We start from the raw sequence: 19,893 nt of genomic DNA, 5'->3' as shown, positions 1-19,893 counted from the left end.
CATTAAGCATCTATCTGATATAATTCAATTAAAATTTAGAAGTCCTTTAATGTAGCCCCGTGAGACTACGAAAGACTACCGTATAAATATAAGTCGTGATCCATATTCGATCGCGCGGATTGGCTAGCCTTGAGTTCTTAACGGGACTCAAGGTTATTTTTTAGGAGGAACGATTGTGGAAGATAAACAACACACGCCAATCTTGAGTATTCCGATGAAGAGTCGGCGGACAACTCGTTGGGATATGTTTGCAACCTGGGTTGGGGCTAACGCTAACAACGGAACCTGGTTTGTCGGGGGAGTCCTCGCAGCCTGTGGTTTTGCCCTAGCAATGAAAGTGCTAGTTCTTTCTTCAGCCTTGTCATATGTTTTCCTGAGCTTGATTGGTTATATTGGTTACCAAACTGGGGTTTCAACCATGGCAGTTAGTCGAGCATCATTTGGGGAACGCGGTAGCTACTTGCCATCGTTGGTTAACATTACCCAATTTATTGGTTGGACGGCTGTCAATACCTTTATTGCCGCTCAATCAGTTAGCTTACTTTTTCACCAGCTTCTTCACTGGCCACTTTGGGGACAGCCAGGTGGTGATAAGGGTTTAGTTGTCGGAATCCTGATCATGAGTATCCTACATATTATTAGTGTTTCTAGTGGTTCTCGTTCTGTCCAATTAATTGAGCGAATCGGAATTGTTCTGGTCTTTATCTTTGTTATCTGGGAATCTGTCGCCGTCTTTAAGACCGTCTCAATGGGACAGATTGTTGATTGGCACGTTCCAGTAAAAGCTAAGATGGCTACTGGAGCAGCGATTGACTACGTTGCCGCCTTTAACCTTGCTTGGGTGACTGCCGGGGCCGACTTTACTCGTTTTACTTCAATTAAAAATAATGCAATCCACACTCCATTCTGGGGAGCTTTAATCGGGGTTGTGTGGTTTGCTTTCATTGGCTTGATTTCAACAATTAGTATTGCAATCTCTAGCGGGGTCTACAATGCTAATAATTCTGACCCATCAACAATTGCCAGCAAGTTAGGTCTTGGTGTTGTCGCTTTCTTGGTAATTATCCTGACATCAATGACCGCGAATGCCGTTAACTTGCTTGCTGCTGGTTCAGCCTTGTCAAATATCTTTATCCGCCTTCGCTTAAAGTACTCACTTTGGATTGTCGTCTTACTGGCAACAATCGTGACCTTTATTCCAATGTTTGTTGGTAGTTTCTTGGATACCTTTGAATCGTTCCTTGACTATGTGGGGATGGTTCTGGGACCAACAATCGCGATTATTTGTACCGACTTCTATATCCGTGCACACCAGCACTACGACGTTAAACAATTAGGCTTAATCAAGGGCAAGTACTGGTACCACCACGGGATTAACTGGATTGCCTACCTTGTTTTTGCCTTAGGGGTTGCCTTCTTTATCGCAGTTCACCAATTGCCAATTTTTGCCGATACAATCGGCGCAACCTTTGTTGATATGGTATTAAGCGGTTTACTTTACTACATTTTAATGGCCATTTACGACCGGAAAGGAGCACGTCATGCTAATTAAGAGTGTTCATATTGATAATAAAGAAGAATTGAAGGACGTTCGGGTAACTGACGGTCAATTTAGTGAAATTGCAGCGAGCCTTGAACCTCACGAAGGCGAAAAGGTTATCGATGGTCACGGAACCTTAATGTTGCCACCATTTGTAGATTCTCATGTGCACCTTGACGCAACCCTAACTGCTGGGGAACCCGAATGGAACGAGACGGGAACGTTGTTTGACGGGATCCGGATCTGGAGTGAACGGAAACAGGATCTTTCGATTGAAGATGTAAAACGGCGGGCAAAAGCTACCATTAAAAACATGGTTGGTCATGGGATCCAGCATATCCGGAGTCACGTTGATGTTACTGATCCGCATTTAATTGCAGCTCGGGCATTGCTTGAACTACGGGAAGAATTAAAGGACCAAATCGACCTTCAACTGGTTGCCTTTCCTCAAGAAGGAATTTTAAGTTTCCCTCATGGTCGTGAATTAATGGAACAGGCCGTTAAGGAAGGACTTGACGTTGTTGGGGGAATTCCTCACTTTGAATTTACAACTGAATACGGCTGGCAATCAGTTCATTTTTTGATGAAATTAGCTGATCACTACGATCGTTTGGTTGATGTTCACTGTGACGAAATTGACGATCCTGCTTCCCGGAACCTTGAAGTATTGGCTACCGAAGCCTATGAACGAGGGATGAAAGACCGGGTTACTGCTAGTCATACTACAGCCATGGGATCATACAATGATGCTTATACCTATAAGCTATTCCGGTTACTGAAGATGAGTAATATTAACTTTGTCGCCAATCCATTAGTTAATATTCACCTTGGCGGTCGGTTCGACACTTATCCAAAGCGGCGGGGAATGACCCGGGTTAAGGAGTTGACTGAAGCGGGGATGAATGTTTCCTTTGGTGAAGATGATGTTCGTGATCCATGGAATCCACTCGGCAACGGTAACATGCTTGATGCAGTTACAATGGGTGTTTATGCTGGTCATTTAATGGGTTACCACCAACTTCAAGATGCCTTTAAGTTTGTTACATATAATGGTGCCAAAACACTTCATATCAGTGACCAATACGGAATCGAAGTCGGCAAGCCAGCCAATTTTATTCTTCTTAACGCTCCCGACTTTTACAACGCCTTAAACAAACACGTCGAAGTCCTCGCCAACGTCCGCCACGGCAAGTTCCTTTCCCAAACCAAGCCAGCGGAAACGAGGGTGAATTTAAAGTAGAGCGTGAGCAGGTGAAGAAGGCCCGTAAGACAACAATTTCTCCCGACTGGATGCTGAAAGCATCTGGGAGGGAGGTTGTTGTCTATAGGGGCTTCCCTGCGAACGTGTTTCGACTCGGTTGCAGTAGAATCGTTAGCTCGAGGAAGTTTAGGCTGAGCACGTTTTGGCTATGTCGCAGTAGAACTGTTAGACGGAGGTGGCGGTCGCGGTGAGCAGATCTTGGCTATGTTGTCTAGGACTGCTAGCTCTAGGGAACTCGAGCGAAGCACGTTTTGACTATGTTGTCTATAGGGGCTTCCCTACGAACGCGTTTCGCAGTAAATCCTCGCCAAAAAAGCACATACAGGTTTATAGTAGACATTAATCTAATGTTATACGAGGATGTTATTATGTTTGAAAATAAATATCACTTAACTGCTGACCAAAATAAACGATTGGCACGTAGTAATCTGGTAAAGCTGGTATATGTTAATTCTCGCTTTGAAGGATTGAACACAACTCTTCCTCAAACCCAAACAATTATTGATGGATTGGGAGTTGATGGAGTTTCAATTGATGATATTAATATCATTGTTCAGTTAAAACGAGGCTGGCAATATGTTATTAATTCTTCGGAGAACTTAAACCTAGACTTCTTAAAGCATATTAATAAAATAGTTGCTCTTAATGAATCGCTAGACCCTGGTGAACTAAGAACCGGGAGCGGCGCTGTTAATACAATGAAGGGTGAATTTATCCCACCAGAAGTTAACCAAGCTAAAGAAAAAGGTTTTCTAGCTAACCTGTTAAGTGACTCATCTCGTTCAATTACTGATCGGGCACTTACTCTAATGTATCATTTAATGAGGAATCAAATCTTTTGGGACGGCAATAAACGAACAGCTACGTTAGCGGCTAATAGATTGATGATTGAGCATGGTGCTGGATTAATTAGTGTACCGTTGGATTTATGGCCCACATGGAATAATTTAATTGCTGAATACTATTATTCAGGTGATATGAAGCAACTAAAGGTTTGGACCTATAATAATGGTATCCAGGGTGTAGATTTGAACTAATTTAATAAAAAAAGATCCAAACAGTGTTCTCCGTTAATGGAAAATAACTGTTTGGATCTTCTTATTTTAAGCCTTATGTAAATCTTCAATTTCAGTTACTTCAAAGCCCTTCTTAGATAGTCGCCGAACGATCCGTTCCATTCGATCGTGATCGACATTGGTTGGTAGGGTAAATAAGACTTGCTTAACTGAAGACTGATCGGGATCTAAAGAAATGACATTGACAATTTGACAGAAACGGGTGATTTCCTTTGCGGCATTCATTAATGCTCCACGCTCGTCGTGAGCAACAACTGTTAGCACGTAACTCCCGTTGTTAACATTCCACCCGGCTGCAAGCATTCGGAGTAAGCGGTTATGGGTAAGGATCCCGTAAAATTGGTTGTTTTCGTCTAAAACAGCGATGTAGGGAAGGTCACGAATTGCAAAGAATACGGAGAAAAAGGCGGAATCAATTGAAACGAACTTGGTAGAGTTCTTAAGAAGTGAAGTTACCGGGAGCGACATGTAACCGTTCCGTGATTTGTGACGGTAAATGTGCATCTTGTAAATGTTACCGCGGAAAATTTTACCAGACTTATCTAAAATTGGGACACAACGATAACCGGTATTTTCAAGAACCGTCAATGCTTCTTGTAAGGTTGCAGTTTCGGGCAGGGTGGTAAGCTCTGCCTTCTTTTTGATGAGCGAACTGAAAATCATAATGTTCTTCCTTTACTAAAACGTTCTAAGTGCACTAAACATCATACCACAGAATCACTTCTAATATTAGAACAAAATGAGAGAATTAAGAATAGTTAATGGTAGGCGTGAATGCTTTTGGTTTTCATAGTAGCTAGGGTATAATAAACATCAGGTAATTCTTGGCTTCGAGAATTAAACGAAGTAAATAAGCACTGGGCTGCAATCAAGGCGGCCTTTTTGCATTTCATTAAAAGGGGACAAAAGAACAATGAAAATGATTGTTGGCTTAGGGAACATTGGAACTCGTTATGATGAAACGCGGCACAATACCGGCTTTATGGTAGTAGAACAATTGGCTCGCGATTACCACTTGGGGGCATTTACGCACCTTAAACAAGAAGCAGTAGCGGTTAACGGAATGATCGATGGTGAAAAGGTCATGCTGGTAAAACCAACAACGTTTATGAATGATTCTGGCAGAGCTGTTGGACCATTGGTTGATTACTACAACCTTGACCTTGATGATCTGGTAGTTGTAAATGACGATCTCGATATGCCTGTTGGTAAGGTTCGGTTAAAGACCCATGGTGCATCTGGTGGTCATAATGGCTTGAAAAGCATCATTAATGCACTCGGAACCAATAAATTCAACCGGATCAAAGTTGGAATTGACCACCCTAAACACGGAACCGTCGTCAGCCACGTCCTCGGTAAATTCACCTCAGACGAACGTCCTGTCTTCGATCAGTCTGTTCTCACCGCCGAACACGCCCTCGAAGACTGGATCCACGGCGAAAACTTCGCGGAGTTGATGAATAAATATAATTAGAGTGCGAATCGCGACGAATTAGCCACCGAGTACTAAGGAATCCCGGACGATGATTGTTTAACAATCAAGGACGGGATATTTAGACGGAGGTGGCGGTCGCGATGAGCACGTTTCAGCTATGTAGCAGTAGAAGGTGGAGGTTGCTAGCTCTAGCAAGACCCTGGCGAGCACATTTTGGCCATGTTGCAGTAAAACGTTAGCTCGAGGAAGGTTAAGGCGAGTAGCTCTCAACCCCACCACACCCAAAACCATAAAGAAGGGAGGAATACAAGTGGAATTAACAGATTTCTGTACACGAACAAAAGAGTTTAAGCAAATCCTCGCCGCAATTCAAGAACACCAGCGGCAATTGATTACCGGAATTTCAGGTTCAGCACGAACCTTACTTCTGGCAGCATTACACAAAAAGCTTCAACAACCACAACTAGTCATTACTGATAGTCTTTTTCACATGCAAGAGCTGGCAGCTGACTTAGAAAGCCTGTTACCAGAAGAAGCCGTGTACCAGTTTCCGGTAGAAGAAGTCCTTGCTGCTGAAGTAGCCACGAGTTCACCAAATTACCGTCTTCAACGAGTCCAAGCACTTGATGCTTTGATTAATGACCGACCAGCGATTATTGTTGCTTCAACAGCAGGATTACGGCGGAATGTTGTTAGCCCGGAATTATTTAAGCGTGCCAAGATGGTTCTTCAAGTTGGTAGTGAACTTGATCCTGAAAAGGTAATTGACCAATTGAGTTCAATGGGCTACCAACGACAGAAAATGGTATTACGGCCAGGAGACTTTGCTGTTCGTGGTTCGATTGTTGATATTTATGCTCTAAATACCGATGATCCAGTTCGGGTTGATCTTTTCGATACCGAAATTGATTCTTTACGGTACTTCGATGCTAGTACTCAACGAAGTATTAAAAATGTTGAAGATGTTGAAATTTTACCGGCAACTGACTTTATTTTGCCAGTTAGCGAGTTTGAACGAGTTAAAAAAGAATTAGCGGCTGAATATCAGCAATTAGATAAGCAGGTTGATGGTGAAGACGAAAAAGAACAGCTTGCTAACCGGTTTGAACCGTTACTAACTGCTCTGGACCAGCACCAGTTGACTAATGAACTACTTGTTTTTAGTGATTTGATTTATCCCAAAAAGCATTCATTGTTAGATTATCTTTCTGCTGATGGTGTTGTTCACTTTGATGATTGGAGTCGAATTAAGCAGACCGCTAAGGAGATTAACGAAGAAGAACTTGGGTGGTTGGAAGATAAGGCTAAACATCGGCAAATTCTTCAAGCCACACCACTCGGTCACGATATTAGTCAGTTAATGGGTAAGGATCACCATGCTCAAGACTTTTGGGCACTCTTTCGTAAGGGAATGGGACGGTTGCGTTTCCAAGCCTTAACGGAACTTGGCAGTCGAACAATGCAGCGGTTCTTTGGTCAGTTACCATTACTCAAAACAGAGATGCAGCGGTGGATTGATCAGGGACAAACCGTCATCCTAATGGCAACTAGCAATGAACGGCGAAACCAGATTGCTCAAACAATGGATGATTTTGGAATTAAGGTAACTTCGACTGAATTAGATCAAATTGAACAGAATGTTGTTCAATTAGTACCGACGAATCTTGCAAATGGTTTTGAAATTCCCCCAATGGGATTAGTGGTCATTACTGAAGGAGAGATGTTCAAGCAGGTCAAAAAGCGACGGATCAGGCCGCAAAAGTTGGCTAACGCTGAACGGATCAAAAATTATCTAGACCTGAAGCCCGGAGATTACGTTGTTCACGTTAACCATGGGATCGGGATTTTTAGCGGGATTCGGACCATGGAAGTCGATGGTGTTCACCAAGATTATATGGTGATCAATTATCGGAATAATGCCCAAATTTTTGTTCCGGTTACTCAATTAAATTTGGTACAAAAGTATGTGTCTGCCGAATCAAAGACTCCACACATTAATAAGTTGGGAGGCAATGAGTGGGCAAAAACGAAACGGCGCGTTGCCTCTAAGGTTGAAGATATCGCTGATGAATTGGTTGACCTTTACGCAAAACGGGAAACCGAAAAGGGACACGCATTTCCAAAGGATGATTATCTTCAAAAACAATTTGATGCTAACTTCCCGTATTCCGAAACCCGTGATCAGTTACGGAGCATCAAAGAAATTAAGGAAGATATGGAAAAGCCTAAACCGATGGATCGTCTATTAGTGGGGGATGTTGGTTATGGAAAAACGGAGGTTGCGTTGCGGGCAATCTTTAAGGCCGTCACTGGCGGTAAGCAGGTAGCCTTCCTTGTTCCAACAACCGTTTTAGCCCAGCAACACTATGATACGATGCAAAAACGGTTTGAAGGATTTCCAATCGAAATCGCTTTAATGTCCCGGTTCAAAACCAAAAAGGAACTAACTGAGACCGAAAAGGGCCTTGCGGATGGTTCGGTTGATGTTGTAGTTGGGACCCACCGGATTCTCTCTAAGGATGTTCATTTCAAGGACTTAGGTCTATTAATTGTGGATGAAGAGCAGCGGTTTGGGGTTAAACACAAGGAAAAACTAAAGCAGATGAAGAATAATGTTGACGTATTAACGTTAACAGCGACCCCAATCCCACGAACGCTCCATATGTCAATGCTTGGGGTTCGTGATTTATCCGTTCTGGAAACCCCGCCTGCTGGTCGTTACCCGATCCAAACCTACGTAATGGAACAAAATTCTGGAGCAATCCGTGATGGCATTCTCCGTGAAATGCAGCGGGGTGGACAGGTTTACTACCTTCATAACCGAGTAATGGATATTGAAGAGACGGTGGCTCACCTTGAACAATTAGTTCCAGAAGCACGGATTGGTTATATCGATGGACAAATGAGTGAAAATCAATTGGAATCGGTCCTGTATGAGTTTATTCAGGGAAGTTACGATGTGTTAGTAACGACTTCGATCATTGAAACCGGGGTTGATATTCCAAATGTTAATACCTTGTTTGTCGAGAATGCAGACCGGATGGGGCTTGCACAGTTGTACCAAATTCGTGGACGGATTGGTCGAAGTAATCGGGTTGCCTATGCCTACTTTATGTATCAGCCAAATAAGGTTCTCACGGAATTAGGGGAGAAACGGTTGGCGGCGATCCGAGACTTTACCGAATTAGGTTCCGGCTTTAAGATTGCGATGCGGGATCTCTCAATTCGTGGTGCCGGCAATCTTCTTGGAAAGCAGCAGCACGGCTTTATCGATTCGGTTGGTTATGATCTCTATTCCTCAATGCTTAGTGATGCTGTTGCAAAGAAGCAGGGGAAAAAGCAAGTTGCCAAGTCAGATGCGGAAGTCGAACTTGGTGTGGAAGCCTACTTGCCTGATGATTATATTAACGATCAACAGCAAAAGATCGAATTATATAAGACGATCCGGACGGCAGCCAGTGACGATGAGCTCCTGGATATCCAGGGTGACCTGATTGATCGTTTTGGTGATTACCCGAAAGCCGTTGGAAACCTTCTGCTAATCAGCCAATTGAAGCTTCATGCGGATTTGGCAATGGTATCCAGCATCAAGCGGCAGCGTGACCAAATTATGATTACCTTTACGGAAAAAGGCAGTCGAAACATTGCTGCACCGCAGATTATCAAAGAATTAGCTCAAACAAAATTTAAGGCAACAATTGGGGAGAATAATCGGCAATTAAATGTTCGGTTAGTAATTCAACCGAAGATGACCGTTGACGATTGGCTCCACCAACTCCTTAAATTTGTTACTGCATTGAGTAACCTAAAGCAAACAAACAATAAATAGAAAGAGGAGAACAAAATGCGCTTAGATAAATTTCTGAAAGTATCACGAATCATTAAACGCCGGTCAGTCGCTAAGGAAATTGCTGATCAAGGGCGAATTTTAATTAATGATCGTCCAGCAAAGTCTTCTAGCCAGGTAGTTGCCGGTGATACGTTAATTATTAAGTTTGGCAATAAGACCGAAACGGTAAAGATTAACCAAATTGTCGAAACAACTAAGAAGAGTGAAGCGGAGAATATGTATAAAATTATTGATGAAACCTACGCTGAAAATTTTAGCGAATAAAGATAATGTACAATTTTTAATAAAATATTTAATAATTTTAAATCTTTATAGACATCTACCCATAAATACTGTTATACTTAACCCGTGATAAGTCAGTTTAGGGGGAGTGACGATATGCGAAAGCAGTCTGCAAAAATTTCACGGATTAATACGCCTTACGCACGTCAGATGGATGCTAACCAACATGTTATTCATCGGGCACACGTTAAGCGGTGTAAGCGGATCCTCTTATTTTTCTCGATCGTCTTCCTCATTCTTGGCTTTCAAATTATTCAAAGCAAGCGATCTTTATCGAAGATTGATGCAAGTATTCATACTTCAAAGACCCAGTTGGCCCGGCAAAAAGAAATTGGTAAGGACCTTAAACAAGAGAAAAAGCAGTTACATAATCCTGATTACCTGCAACAAATAATTCGCTCAAAGTATAACTATACCAAGAAGGGCGAGACAGTTTATAATTTAGATAATTAGTAACAAGAAAACAGGAACTGGGTAGGAAAATAACTTGTTCCTGTTTTTTCTAATATTGATGGTTTAACGCCCTTTTCTGGTTTGAAGTATGTTATACTCAACGTACATTTATTATAAGTATTGTGGCTTGAGGAGGATCAATTAATTTCATGTCAATTGAAGTTGGAGCAAAAGTTTCAGGTAAGGTTTCAGGAATCACTAATTTTGGGGCTTTTGTTGATTTGGATGATAACCAAACTGGTTTAGTACACATTAGTCAGATTTCAAACAACTATGTGAAGGATATTCATGATGTACTAGCTGTTGGTGACACAGTAACGGTTAAGGTTACTAAAGTTGGCGATGATGGTAAGATTGCATTATCAATGAAGGATGCAGAGGAACACCATCATAATAATGAAGGACGGGATGAACACCGTCATAACAATTTCCACCGTGAACATCATGAACGGCGGAACAATAATCACTTTGCTCACCAAAGTCAGCACGGTTATCATGGCGGATTCAATTCAGGTCACCACCAATCGCGGCACCATGAAGACTTTAATGAAATGTTAGCCGGTTACTTAAAGGAAAGCGAATCTCGTCTTTCAACATTAAAACGGCAAACAGATGGTAAGCGTGGCGGCCGTGGTGGTCGTCGGAGCTAAGATGGATTTAAATAAAGAATTTGAGCGGCACCTGGTACGGGGTCGCTTTTTTAATAAACAAGACAAAGTAGTTGTTGCTGTTTCAACTGGTGTCGATTCGATGGTTCTTCTTGATTTATTGCAACGTCTTCCTGAAAAGTACCAGCCGCAAATAATCGTTGCCCACGTTAACCATCAATTACGGAAGCAAAGCAGTGAGGAAGAACGATTTATTCGTCAATACTGTACTAGCCATGACCTTCAATTGGTTGTTCACCAATGGTCGCAGTCAATGCATCCGCAGACCGGGATCGAAGAAGCAGCTCGCCAGATGCGTTATGATTTTTTTGCCAGAGTAATGAAGGAAAAGCAGGCGGCAATTTTACTGACTGCACATCATCAAAATGACTTAGCAGAGACAATGCTAATGAAACTAACTCGTGGTGGACAACTACACCAACTAATTGGTATTGAAGAAAAGCGGCCCTTTGCAACGGGGATGCTTGAGCGACCACTATTGGACTTTCCTAAGCAACAATTACGTCAGTATGCCGTTGATAATCACTTGACTTGGTATGAAGATGCAACTAATCGGGAACTAAATGTTAGCCGAAATAGATTTCGTCACCAGGTAATCCCGTTGTTGGAGAAGGAGAACCCTAATTTGCTACACTCTTTGAGCAATTACCACCAGCAGTTAGAGTTAGCGGTTGAACTCGAAGAACAATTTGCCCAGCAAAAGCTAAGGGAACTTCTTGATGAGCGTGGTCACTTAAATTTGCTTCGCTTTCAGGAATTCTCTTTAGCAAAGGAACGGCTAATTTTAGTGAAGTGGTTAGAGTCAAAGAACGTTTTGAACTTGGGACAAGGATTTATTGACCAGTTGCTATCTGACATTAATAATCGGAAATTACCGCAGTTTAGCCGCCAAGTCACAGCAGACTTGACTCTATTTAAGAACTATTCCGAACTATTTTTGAAAAGCGTTAACCAATCGCCACAAAAATCTCAAATTTCGGTAAATTGTGTGGTAAAATTGGGCCGTTGGTATTCAATGGGAAACGATTATCAAATCGCTGTGGCAGAAGATAAAGACTTCTTTGAGCAGGGATCAGACTACCAAGAAATGTGGTTATCACCTCAGCAGTTACCGTTAACCCTTCGTAAATGGCATGAACAAGATTGCTTACCGTTAAAGAATGGTGGCCACCAGAAGGTTAATCGGGTTCTCATTGATCAAAAAGTACCGTTATTAGAACGCAATCAGCAACTTGTACTTGTTGATGCTAAAGATGCCGTTGTTTGGGTGGTTGGTCGAAAATGGGGTTGGTTTACCCGGCCAAGTGATTATCTTACTAAGTGGCAGCGGCTATTTATCGGCATACGTAATTTAAAGAGGAGACAATGATGAATAACGATATTGAACGTGTTTTATACAGTAAAGAAGAGATTGACCGGCGAATGGATGAACTTGCTGAACAATTAACAGCAGAGTACAAGGATCAGCGGCCGTTAATTATCTCCGTTATGACTGGGGCAGTTTTGTTTACCGTTGATATGATTAAGCGGATGGATATAATGGCCAAGCTTGATTTTATTGATGTTTCCAGTTACTTTGGGGGGACTTCTTCTACCGGTAAAGTAAAATTAGTTCAAGATTTAAAATCGGATGTTAAGGGCCGGTCAATTATTATCATGGAAGATATTGTTGATACTGGTCATACACTGAAGTATTTAATTGATCTCTTAAATGAGCGTGGTGCCAAGAGTGTTAAGGTTTGTACGCTATTAGATAAGCCTGAAGGTCGTCAAGTTGAAGTTAAGGCCGATTATGTTGGATTCAATGTTCCTAATGAGTTCTTGGTCGGTTATGGCCTAGACTATAAAGGCTACTACCGGAACCTTCCCTATGTTGGCATCTTAAAACCAGCAATTTATGAATAAACTTAATAAGTAGGCGGTGAGAAAGCAGGATTTTCTTACCGCCTTTTTGCAATTATCATCAAATCAGTGGAAAAATAAGCTTAAAAAATGTAAAATTGTGCAGTGTTGGTGGGTGATTATCAGCGCGATAATTGACTGGTCAATATTTGTCAATTATGCTATGATAGTCACTACAATTGTAACCACACTATTGTTGCTGGTAGATAGGAGGTTGTTATGAATAACAATCGGAGAAACAATAATTTTACTCATAACGTTCTCTTCTACGCAGTGATTTTCTTATGTATTATGGGGATTGCTTACTTCTTCTTTGGTGGTAACCAGAGTAATGGTCAAAGTAAGAACGTCTCACAAACAGAGTTTATCTCTGAATTGAAGAGTAACAAGGTTAAGAGTTTCCAACTACAGCCAAATGGTGGAGTTTACAAGATTACAGGTACTTATCGTAAACCTCAATCTGCTAATAATAACTCCGCTAATAGTTTTGGCTTTGCCACGCAACGTAACAGCAAAGTTAACCACTTCCAAAGTTCTGTATTGCAAAGTGATGTCACCGTTAGTCAACTTCAAAAGTATGCTAACCGGGACAATGTTAAGATCAGTACACGAGCAGAGGAATCCAACAGTGTTTGGATGAACTTGCTGTTAACCGTCTTACCACTAGTTATCATGATATTCTTCTTCTACATGATGATGGGCCAAGCTGGTCAAGGTGGCGGTGGTCGAGGAGTAATGAGCTTTGGAAAGACAAAGGCAAAACCTGCCGATGCCAAGAAGAACAAGGTTCGTTTCTCTGACGTTGCTGGTGAAGAGGAAGAAAAGCAGGAATTGGTTGAAGTTGTTGAATTCTTAAAGAATCCAAAGAAATTCACTCGACTTGGTGCCAAGATTCCATCTGGTGTCCTCTTGGAGGGGCCTCCAGGTACTGGTAAGACCTTGTTAGCGAAGGCCGTTGCTGGTGAATCAGGTGTGCCATTCTTCTCGATTTCTGGTTCTGATTTCGTTGAAATGTTTGTCGGTGTTGGTGCTAGTCGTGTTCGTGATTTATTCGAACAGGCCAAGAAAGCAGCACCTGCAATTATCTTCATTGATGAAATTGATGCCGTTGGTCGGCGTCGTGGTGCCGGAATGGGCGGTGGCCATGATGAACGTGAACAGACATTGAACCAATTACTGGTTGAAATGGATGGGTTCCAAGGCGATGAAGGGGTCATTGTAATGGCCGCTACTAACCGTTCTGATGTTCTGGATCCAGCCCTCCTTCGTCCTGGTCGGTTTGACCGGAAGATTTTGGTTGGTCGTCCAGACGTTAAGGGTCGTGAAGCAATCCTTCGTGTTCACGCCAAAAATAAGCCATTAGCCGATGATGTTGACTTGAAGGAAATTGCTAAGCAAACACCAGGATTTGTTGGTGCGGATTTAGCTAACCTATTAAACGAAGCTGCATTGTTAGCTGCACGACGGAACAAGACGAAGATTGATGCTGCTGACCTTGATGAAGCTGAAGATCGTGTTATTGCTGGTCCAGCTAAGCATGATCGGGTTGAATCAAAGCAAGAACGACGGACAGTTGCCTACCACGAAGCTGGACACACGATTGTTGGCCTTGTTCTAAACGATGCTCGAGTTGTTCACAAGGTTACGATTGTCCCTCGTGGTCGTGCCGGTGGTTATGCAATTATGCTTCCACGGGAAGATCAAATGCTAATGTCTAAGAAGAATGCTGAAGAGCAGATTGCAGGATTAATGGGTGGTCGTGCCGCCGAAGAATTAATCTTCAAGTCTCAATCTTCAGGTGCTTCCAATGACTTTGAACAAGCAACTCAAATTGCTCGTGCAATGGTTACTCAATACGGGATGAGCGACAAGATTGGTCCTGTTGAATTACAAAGTTCTGGTCAAGTCTTTACTGGACAGGGCTACGATCAATCACCATACTCCGAAAAGACCGCTGCGTTGGTCGATGAAGAAGTTCGCCGGATCCTCCGTGAAGGTCATGAGCAGGCTCTTCATATTATTGAGACTCACCGTGAACAACATAAGCTGATCGCCGAAGCCTTGCTGAAGTACGAAACGCTTGATGAAAAGCAAATTCTTAGTCTGTACAAGACCGGAAAGTTGCCAGAGAAGGATATCGCAGCGGCTGATGAAGAAGCTCGCGCCCAAACCTTTGAAGAATCTAAGCGTGCCTTAGAGCGATTAGAAGATGAAAAGCACAGTAACGTTACTGAACAACTTAAAGCAAGTAGTTCAGCTGACGATGAAAATGCCGAATCGGCAGCAGATACTCCAAACAGTGAAGCTGCTGATGCACCAACATCCGCTAGTGCTGAAGATTCTGATCACTCTGACACTTCAGATGATCAAGATAAATAATTAATAAAGCAGGGGGAATCAACCGTGATACGGCCGTGTTCCACCTGTTTTTTATTATGAAGGAGAAGATAAAAAATGAAATCAACAGATTACTTAGTAAAGAGTATTAGTAAAAACGGTAAGTTCCGTGCTTACGCGGTTAACGCAAGTCAGTTAGTAGAAAAGGCCCATGAAATTCATGATACCTGGAGTGCATCTTCGGCAGCCCTTGGGCGGACATTAATCGGAACATTACTATTGGCTACTTCTGGTCTTCAGGGTGAGGAGGGAATGACCGTTAAGATCCAAGGAGATGGACCAGTAGGTTTTATTGTCGCGGACGGGACGGCTCAAGGAACCGTTAAGGGCTACATGGGGAACAACCATGTTAGTTTGCCAGCAAATGCCAAAGGAAAAATCGACGTTTCTGGTGCGGTTGGTAAACATGGAACTTTATCGGTTACCAAGATGGCCCCTGGAGATAAGGCACCATATACTGGCCAAGTTAATCTTGTTTCGGGAGAACTCGGCGATGACTTTACTTACTACCTCGCTCAATCAGAACAGATTCCTTCAGCTGTCGGTCTTTCCGTATTTGTGAACCCGGATGAATCAATTGAGGTTGCTGGTGGATTTATGATTCAAGTCCTTCCTGGTGCAAGCGATGAGGAAATCAGTAAGCTTGAAAAGAAGTTGAAGGATTTGCCATTAGTATCAGAAATGCTTCGTGATGGTGATACTCCTGAAGATATTTTGAAACGGATCTTTGGTGATCAATTAAAGATCCTCGATCAAATGCCTGTCTCGTATCGTTGTGATTGCAGCAAGGAACGTTTTGCTCACGCATTGGCAAGTATCTCAAAGAAGGATATGGAAAAGATGATTAATGAAGATCACCATGCCGAGGCGGTTTGCCAATTCTGTGGTAAGAAGTATGAGTTTAGTGAACAAGAATTAAAAGATATTTATGCTAAGATGGATCAAAAAGATTCTGAATAACACAATTTATTTGGTGAAAAATCAATGATGTGCTATCATGATTTGGTTATTGAACGAAGAATTAGCCAGTGCAGTTCACATTAATTTTTATAATGAGGTGAAAAGATGAAGTGGCAAATCGGAAATGTCGAAATTCCTAACCAGGTCGTAGTTGCTCCGATGGCAGGGGTTACTAACTCCGCCTTTCGGGTGATTTGTAAGGAATTTGGTGCGGGTTACGTGGTTTGTGAAATGATCTCTGACCGGGGAATCATGTACCATAACAAGAAGACATTAAACATGATGGACGTCGATCCGAGTGAACACCCAATGGGAATTCAAATTTTTGGTGGAACAAAGGAGACCCTGGTTCAGGCGGCCAAGTATGTTGATGAACACACAGCAGCTGATGTGATTGATATTAATATGGGATGCCCAGTTAATAAGGTTGTTAAAACTGATGCTGGTGCACGGTGGCTTCTTGATCCAAACAAGGTTTATGAAATGGTCTCTTACGTTACCGATGCTGTAAAAAAGCCAGTTACGGTAAAAATGCGGACAGGCTGGGATGATAAGCACATCTATGCCGTTGAAAATGCCATGGCTGCTGAACGGGCTGGTGCTGCAGCATTAGCAATGCATGGTCGAACTCGAAAACAAATGTATACGGGACACGCTGATTGGAATATACTAAAGGAAGTAGCGGATCATTTATCAATTCCATTTATGGCAAATGGAGATGTCCGGACACCGGAAGATGCTAAGCGAATTCTGGATGAAACAGGTGCAACGGCTGCAATGATTGGTCGTGCAGCTTTGGGAAACCCGTGGATGCTTAAGCGGACGGAACACTATTTAGAAACAGGAGAACTACTTCCTGAAGCAACTCCCGAACAAAAGATCAAGATGGCTAAGGAACACCTTAACCGTTTGATTGATTTGAAGGGTGAATACGTTGGTGTTCGTGAATTTCGTGGTCTTTCAACATACTACCTTAAAGGGATTCCCCGTTCCGCACGTACCAAGGCAGCATTGGTTGAAGCCGAAACCCGCCAAGAAATGAATGATATTTTTGATCGGTTTGCTGAACAAACAGCTGAGCGTGAAATGAAAAAGGCCCAGAGAAAGCACGCTTAATCAAGAGGAGGAGAAAGTAAGTGTCACAAGAATTAGATCAAATGCGCGTTCGTCGCGAAAAGATGAATGAACTTAAAGAAGCCGGAATTGAACCATTTGGTCGGCGGTTTAAACGTGATCATCTTGCACAAGATTTACATGACGAGTACGATCGCTACGATAAAGAAGAATTAAACGAAAAGGGCGAAATGGTAATCATCGCCGGACGAATGACAAGAAAGCGGAGCAGCGGTAAGGCCGGTTTTGCTGACTTTGTTGATCGGACAGGGAAAATTCAGGTATACGCACGGAAGGACATGGTTGGTGATGAACCTTACCACATTTTTAAGCGTGCTGATATTGGTGACTTTCTTGGTATTGAAGGGGATGTCATCAAGACTAATACTGGTGAATTAACCGTTCGTGCCCACAAAATTACATTCCTATCTAAGGCTCTGCGGCCACTTCCAAACAAGTGGGAAGGGGTTACGGATCCAGAGACGATCTATCGTCAACGTTATCTTGATCTGATTTCGAATCCAGAGAGTTTTAAGCGATTCCACCAACGGACTGCAATTATTAAGGCTGTTCGTCGTTACATGGATGAACATGGCTTTACTGAAGTTGAAACCCCAATTCTGAACACCCAAGCTGGTGGTGCCAATGCTCGGCCATTTATTACTCACCACAATGCATTGGATATTGATATGTACTTGCGGATCGCAACTGAACTGTACCTGAAGCGATTGATTGTTGGTGGATTTGAGCGGGTTTATGAACTTGGACGGATTTTCCGGAATGAAGGGATGGATCCACACCATAACCCAGAATTTACAACTATGGAAACTTATGCTGCTTACTTCGACTTCCGTGATGTTATGGATGAAACCGAAGGAATTGTTAAAGCAGCTGCAAAGGTTGTTTCTGATGACGGTAAGATAACTTACCAGGGTCATGAAATTAACTTGAGCGATGACTTTAAGCGGATTACCATGGTTGACGCTGTTAAGGAAAAGACCGGAATTGATTTCAGTGATCAATCAATGACTGATGATGATGCAAAGAAGCTTGCGGATGAACATAAGGTTGAGTACAAGCCTTACTGGACAAAGGGTCATATTCTCAATGCCTTCTTTGAAGAATTCGTTGAAGACACTTTGATTCAACCAACGTTCGTTTATGAATATCCGGTTGAAGTTTCACCATTGGCAAAGCGGAATAAAGAAAATCCTGCAATGACTGACCGGTTCGAGTTGTATGTCGACGGTAGTGAATTAGCTAACGCCTTCAGTGAATTAAACGATCCAATTGACCAAAAGGAACGTTTTGAAATGCAAGCTAAGGAAAAGGCTAATGGTAATGATGAAGCAGAACCAGTAGACTTAGACTACGTTGAGGCCCTTGAATACGGGATGCCGCCTACAGGTGGTCTTGGAATTGGAATTGACCGGTTAGTAATGCTATTGACCGATGCCAAGTCTATTCGTGATGTTATCCTCTTCCCAACCATGCGCCCCGAAAAGGAAGAAACGAACGGTAAGAAGAAAAAGAACAAGAAGAAGTAAAACTAATGAGAAAGACTTGTACCTGTCTTAGTGTGGGTACAGGTCTTTTTTGGTAAAAATTACAAGAAAGGAAGGATGTCATGAGAGAAATACCGATTAAGCAGGCAAAAGCATTTCTTAAACGAAGCCTAAAGGGCAAACTAGATCAGCAAGTCAAGCTACTGACAAAGAAGAAGGATCGTTCCCTAACACTAGTAATGCGGAATGATGAACTGACTCTAATCGAACAGGGGTATGTTAATAGCAGTGTGACGTATCAACGAGGAAGTAGTGACGCTAAACATAAGATAGCAATAGCGTTTAAGCGTGAGTTCCCACGAAGCCACCAGCTTTACTTGGTTCAGAAAGTGGAGGATTGAGATGAAAGTTGAATTTTACGAACATGGCTGTAAGTCATTTTTTAAGAAATATCGGAAGCAGCATAACGAGATTACGACAATGATTAGCACAGCAGTTAATAAAGAAATGGCGACGGGGATGACTAAGGTTAAGTTGGCAACCAGAAAGAAAATCGCCGGGAAGAGTCTTTATGAATTTCGGTTGAATATCGGAAAGACTGGTTCTGTTAGGATAGCATTTACGAAAGATCAGGACAAAGTGATTATTTACTTTATTAGCAGTCACCTACAGAAAGCGACTTTTACTCACGAACTTGACCGAGTGATTGATAAAACCGATTAGGGATCTAAGTAAGCTGCTGTGATGATAGTAGTATGGAATGGATCGTGGAAGAGAAACTAATTGAGTAAAGAAAAGTAATTAAAGGAAAACCAATCTGAAGTTATGATCGCATTAACGACACTATTGTTGCACTTAATTTGATCTTTACTTGGCAAGAAAAATCGTTAATCTAAATACGGTGGAAAAATTGTGTTGGCTATTTTTTAAATTATCATTGTTTTGAAATTGGCCGATGAAGAAGAGTGTTAACGGTTTAAATTCAATGAACATTCGGAGAATACAAATGCTTGGAACTTTAACATTAAATAAAGTTCGTAAATCAAAGAAGGTGTATTAAAACGCGGACAAAAAAGGTGTTGACGGAAGAATGAAAGCAATGTATAGTAGTCAACGTTGTCAAGCGGTTAGAATTTTATTGAAAGTAACAGATTGTTTGTTTATTTCAATTTATTCGTTGACATCCACTTGATGACATGGTATCTTATAAAAGTTGCTTATAAGCAATGGTTAATAACTTAATTTGATAACTTCTTCAAATTAGTTGTTGACATTGATGATGAGCATCTGATATAATTATGAATGTTAACTGTCGCTTAAATGGCAGTTAAGGTAGACCTTTGAAAACTGAACAAAGTTTCGACGAATCAAATGTGTAGGGTCTTCAATCATTACGATTTGAAGCAAAACATTTGCGAAGTCAATTCGCTTAATTAATTTGAATTAGAGCT

Annotated in this window: 17 protein-coding genes; 16 read left to right on the top strand and 1 reads right to left on the bottom strand. The window is 42.0% G+C overall.

Annotated features, from left to right (window positions below):
* Positions 1 to 175: 175 nt before the first annotated feature.
* The 3 genes from LKJ51_RS01960 to LKJ51_RS01950 all read left to right on the top strand — a co-directional run bounded on the left by LKJ51_RS01960 (position 176) and on the right by LKJ51_RS01950 (position 3,838).
* Entirely contained in the window at positions 176 to 1,552 is a 1,377-nt protein-coding gene (locus tag LKJ51_RS01960; RefSeq protein WP_291979327.1) for a cytosine permease, read from the top strand.
* Complete coding sequence (gene codA, locus LKJ51_RS01955; protein WP_291979329.1) at positions 1,542 to 2,780, top strand: cytosine deaminase; 1,239 nt, start codon at positions 1,542 to 1,544, stop codon at positions 2,778 to 2,780. The genes LKJ51_RS01960 and codA overlap by 11 nt, the downstream gene beginning before the upstream one ends.
* Before the next feature lie 389 nt (positions 2,781 to 3,169).
* Positions 3,170 to 3,838, top strand: coding sequence for a Fic family protein (locus tag LKJ51_RS01950; RefSeq protein WP_291979331.1), 669 nt, complete (start codon positions 3,170 to 3,172; stop codon positions 3,836 to 3,838).
* 66 nt (positions 3,839 to 3,904) lie between these two features.
* Here LKJ51_RS01950 and cbpA read toward each other — a convergent pair whose 3' ends face one another.
* On the bottom strand, positions 3,905 to 4,540 hold the full coding sequence (gene cbpA, locus LKJ51_RS01945) for a cyclic di-AMP binding protein CbpA (RefSeq protein ID WP_291979333.1): 636 nt from the start codon (positions 4,538 to 4,540) through the stop codon (positions 3,905 to 3,907).
* 250 nt (positions 4,541 to 4,790) lie between these two features.
* Between cbpA and pth the strand changes: the two genes are divergently transcribed.
* The 13 genes from pth (at position 4,791) to LKJ51_RS01880 (ending at position 19,165) form a co-directional block, all read left to right on the top strand.
* Positions 4,791 to 5,351, top strand: coding sequence for an aminoacyl-tRNA hydrolase (gene pth / locus LKJ51_RS01940; RefSeq protein ID WP_291979335.1), 561 nt, complete (start codon positions 4,791 to 4,793; stop codon positions 5,349 to 5,351).
* A gap of 271 nt (positions 5,352 to 5,622) precedes the next feature.
* Positions 5,623 to 9,141 (top strand): transcription-repair coupling factor, encoded by a 3,519-nt coding sequence (mfd, locus tag LKJ51_RS01935; protein WP_291979337.1) that lies wholly within the window; start codon positions 5,623 to 5,625, stop codon positions 9,139 to 9,141.
* Positions 9,142 to 9,156: 15 nt separating this feature from the next.
* On the top strand, positions 9,157 to 9,426 hold the full coding sequence (locus LKJ51_RS01930) for an RNA-binding S4 domain-containing protein (protein ID WP_291979338.1): 270 nt from the start codon (positions 9,157 to 9,159) through the stop codon (positions 9,424 to 9,426).
* Between the two features lie 114 nt (positions 9,427 to 9,540).
* Complete coding sequence (locus tag LKJ51_RS01925) at positions 9,541 to 9,897, top strand: FtsB family cell division protein (protein WP_291979340.1); 357 nt, start codon at positions 9,541 to 9,543, stop codon at positions 9,895 to 9,897.
* A gap of 149 nt (positions 9,898 to 10,046) precedes the next feature.
* Positions 10,047 to 10,547: a S1 domain-containing RNA-binding protein gene (locus tag LKJ51_RS01920; protein ID WP_291979341.1), complete on the top strand. Its 501-nt coding sequence runs from the start codon at positions 10,047 to 10,049 to the stop codon at positions 10,545 to 10,547.
* Position 10,548: 1 nt separating this feature from the next.
* Entirely contained in the window at positions 10,549 to 11,934 is a 1,386-nt protein-coding gene (gene tilS / locus LKJ51_RS01915) for a tRNA lysidine(34) synthetase TilS (RefSeq protein WP_291979342.1), read from the top strand.
* Positions 11,934 to 12,470 (top strand): hypoxanthine phosphoribosyltransferase, encoded by a 537-nt coding sequence (hpt, locus tag LKJ51_RS01910; protein ID WP_291979354.1) that lies wholly within the window; start codon positions 11,934 to 11,936, stop codon positions 12,468 to 12,470. The genes tilS and hpt overlap by 1 nt, the downstream gene beginning before the upstream one ends.
* Positions 12,471 to 12,686: 216 nt before the next feature.
* Positions 12,687 to 14,846: an ATP-dependent zinc metalloprotease FtsH gene (gene ftsH / locus LKJ51_RS01905; protein ID WP_291979343.1), complete on the top strand. Its 2,160-nt coding sequence runs from the start codon at positions 12,687 to 12,689 to the stop codon at positions 14,844 to 14,846.
* 75 nt (positions 14,847 to 14,921) lie between these two features.
* A complete protein-coding gene (gene hslO, locus LKJ51_RS01900; RefSeq protein ID WP_291979345.1) occupies positions 14,922 to 15,824 on the top strand; it encodes an Hsp33 family molecular chaperone HslO in 903 nt (300 codons plus the stop codon).
* A 105-nt stretch (positions 15,825 to 15,929) separates the two neighbouring features.
* Positions 15,930 to 16,940 (top strand): tRNA dihydrouridine synthase DusB, encoded by a 1,011-nt coding sequence (gene dusB / locus LKJ51_RS01895; protein ID WP_291979347.1) that lies wholly within the window; start codon positions 15,930 to 15,932, stop codon positions 16,938 to 16,940.
* A gap of 20 nt (positions 16,941 to 16,960) precedes the next feature.
* Positions 16,961 to 18,484: a lysine--tRNA ligase gene (gene lysS / locus LKJ51_RS01890; RefSeq protein ID WP_291979349.1), complete on the top strand. Its 1,524-nt coding sequence runs from the start codon at positions 16,961 to 16,963 to the stop codon at positions 18,482 to 18,484.
* Between the two features lie 80 nt (positions 18,485 to 18,564).
* Positions 18,565 to 18,843, top strand: coding sequence for a hypothetical protein (locus LKJ51_RS01885; RefSeq protein ID WP_291979350.1), 279 nt, complete (start codon positions 18,565 to 18,567; stop codon positions 18,841 to 18,843).
* 1 nt (position 18,844) lies between these two features.
* Positions 18,845 to 19,165 (top strand): hypothetical protein, encoded by a 321-nt coding sequence (locus LKJ51_RS01880; protein WP_291979351.1) that lies wholly within the window; start codon positions 18,845 to 18,847, stop codon positions 19,163 to 19,165.
* The last annotated feature ends 728 nt before the right edge of the window (positions 19,166 to 19,893 follow it).

Origin of the sequence: Limosilactobacillus sp., from assembly GCF_022651205.1 — a bacterium.
Taxonomy (GTDB): domain Bacteria; phylum Bacillota; class Bacilli; order Lactobacillales; family Lactobacillaceae; genus Limosilactobacillus.
This window is presented reverse-complemented; position numbering and strand designations above follow the sequence as displayed.

Excerpts from the sequence above, each read along its gene's own strand:
- codA (WP_291979329.1), top strand. The coding sequence starts at position 1,542 with ATGCTAATTAAGAGTGTTCATATTGATAATAAAGAAGAATTGAAGGAC.
- LKJ51_RS01950 (WP_291979331.1), top strand. The coding sequence starts at position 3,170 with ATGTTTGAAAATAAATATCACTTAACTGCTGACCAAAATAAACGATTG.
- cbpA (WP_291979333.1), bottom strand. The coding sequence starts at position 4,540 with ATGATTTTCAGTTCGCTCATCAAAAAGAAGGCAGAGCTTACCACCCTG.
- pth (WP_291979335.1), top strand. The coding sequence starts at position 4,791 with ATGAAAATGATTGTTGGCTTAGGGAACATTGGAACTCGTTATGATGAA.
- LKJ51_RS01930 (WP_291979338.1), top strand. The coding sequence starts at position 9,157 with ATGCGCTTAGATAAATTTCTGAAAGTATCACGAATCATTAAACGCCGG.
- LKJ51_RS01925 (WP_291979340.1), top strand. The coding sequence starts at position 9,541 with ATGCGAAAGCAGTCTGCAAAAATTTCACGGATTAATACGCCTTACGCA.
- LKJ51_RS01920 (WP_291979341.1), top strand. The coding sequence starts at position 10,047 with ATGTCAATTGAAGTTGGAGCAAAAGTTTCAGGTAAGGTTTCAGGAATC.
- tilS (WP_291979342.1), top strand. The coding sequence starts at position 10,549 with ATGGATTTAAATAAAGAATTTGAGCGGCACCTGGTACGGGGTCGCTTT.
- hpt (WP_291979354.1), top strand. The coding sequence starts at position 11,934 with ATGAATAACGATATTGAACGTGTTTTATACAGTAAAGAAGAGATTGAC.
- ftsH (WP_291979343.1), top strand. The coding sequence starts at position 12,687 with ATGAATAACAATCGGAGAAACAATAATTTTACTCATAACGTTCTCTTC.
- hslO (WP_291979345.1), top strand. The coding sequence starts at position 14,922 with ATGAAATCAACAGATTACTTAGTAAAGAGTATTAGTAAAAACGGTAAG.
- dusB (WP_291979347.1), top strand. The coding sequence starts at position 15,930 with ATGAAGTGGCAAATCGGAAATGTCGAAATTCCTAACCAGGTCGTAGTT.
- LKJ51_RS01885 (WP_291979350.1), top strand. The coding sequence starts at position 18,565 with ATGAGAGAAATACCGATTAAGCAGGCAAAAGCATTTCTTAAACGAAGC.
- LKJ51_RS01880 (WP_291979351.1), top strand. The coding sequence starts at position 18,845 with ATGAAAGTTGAATTTTACGAACATGGCTGTAAGTCATTTTTTAAGAAA.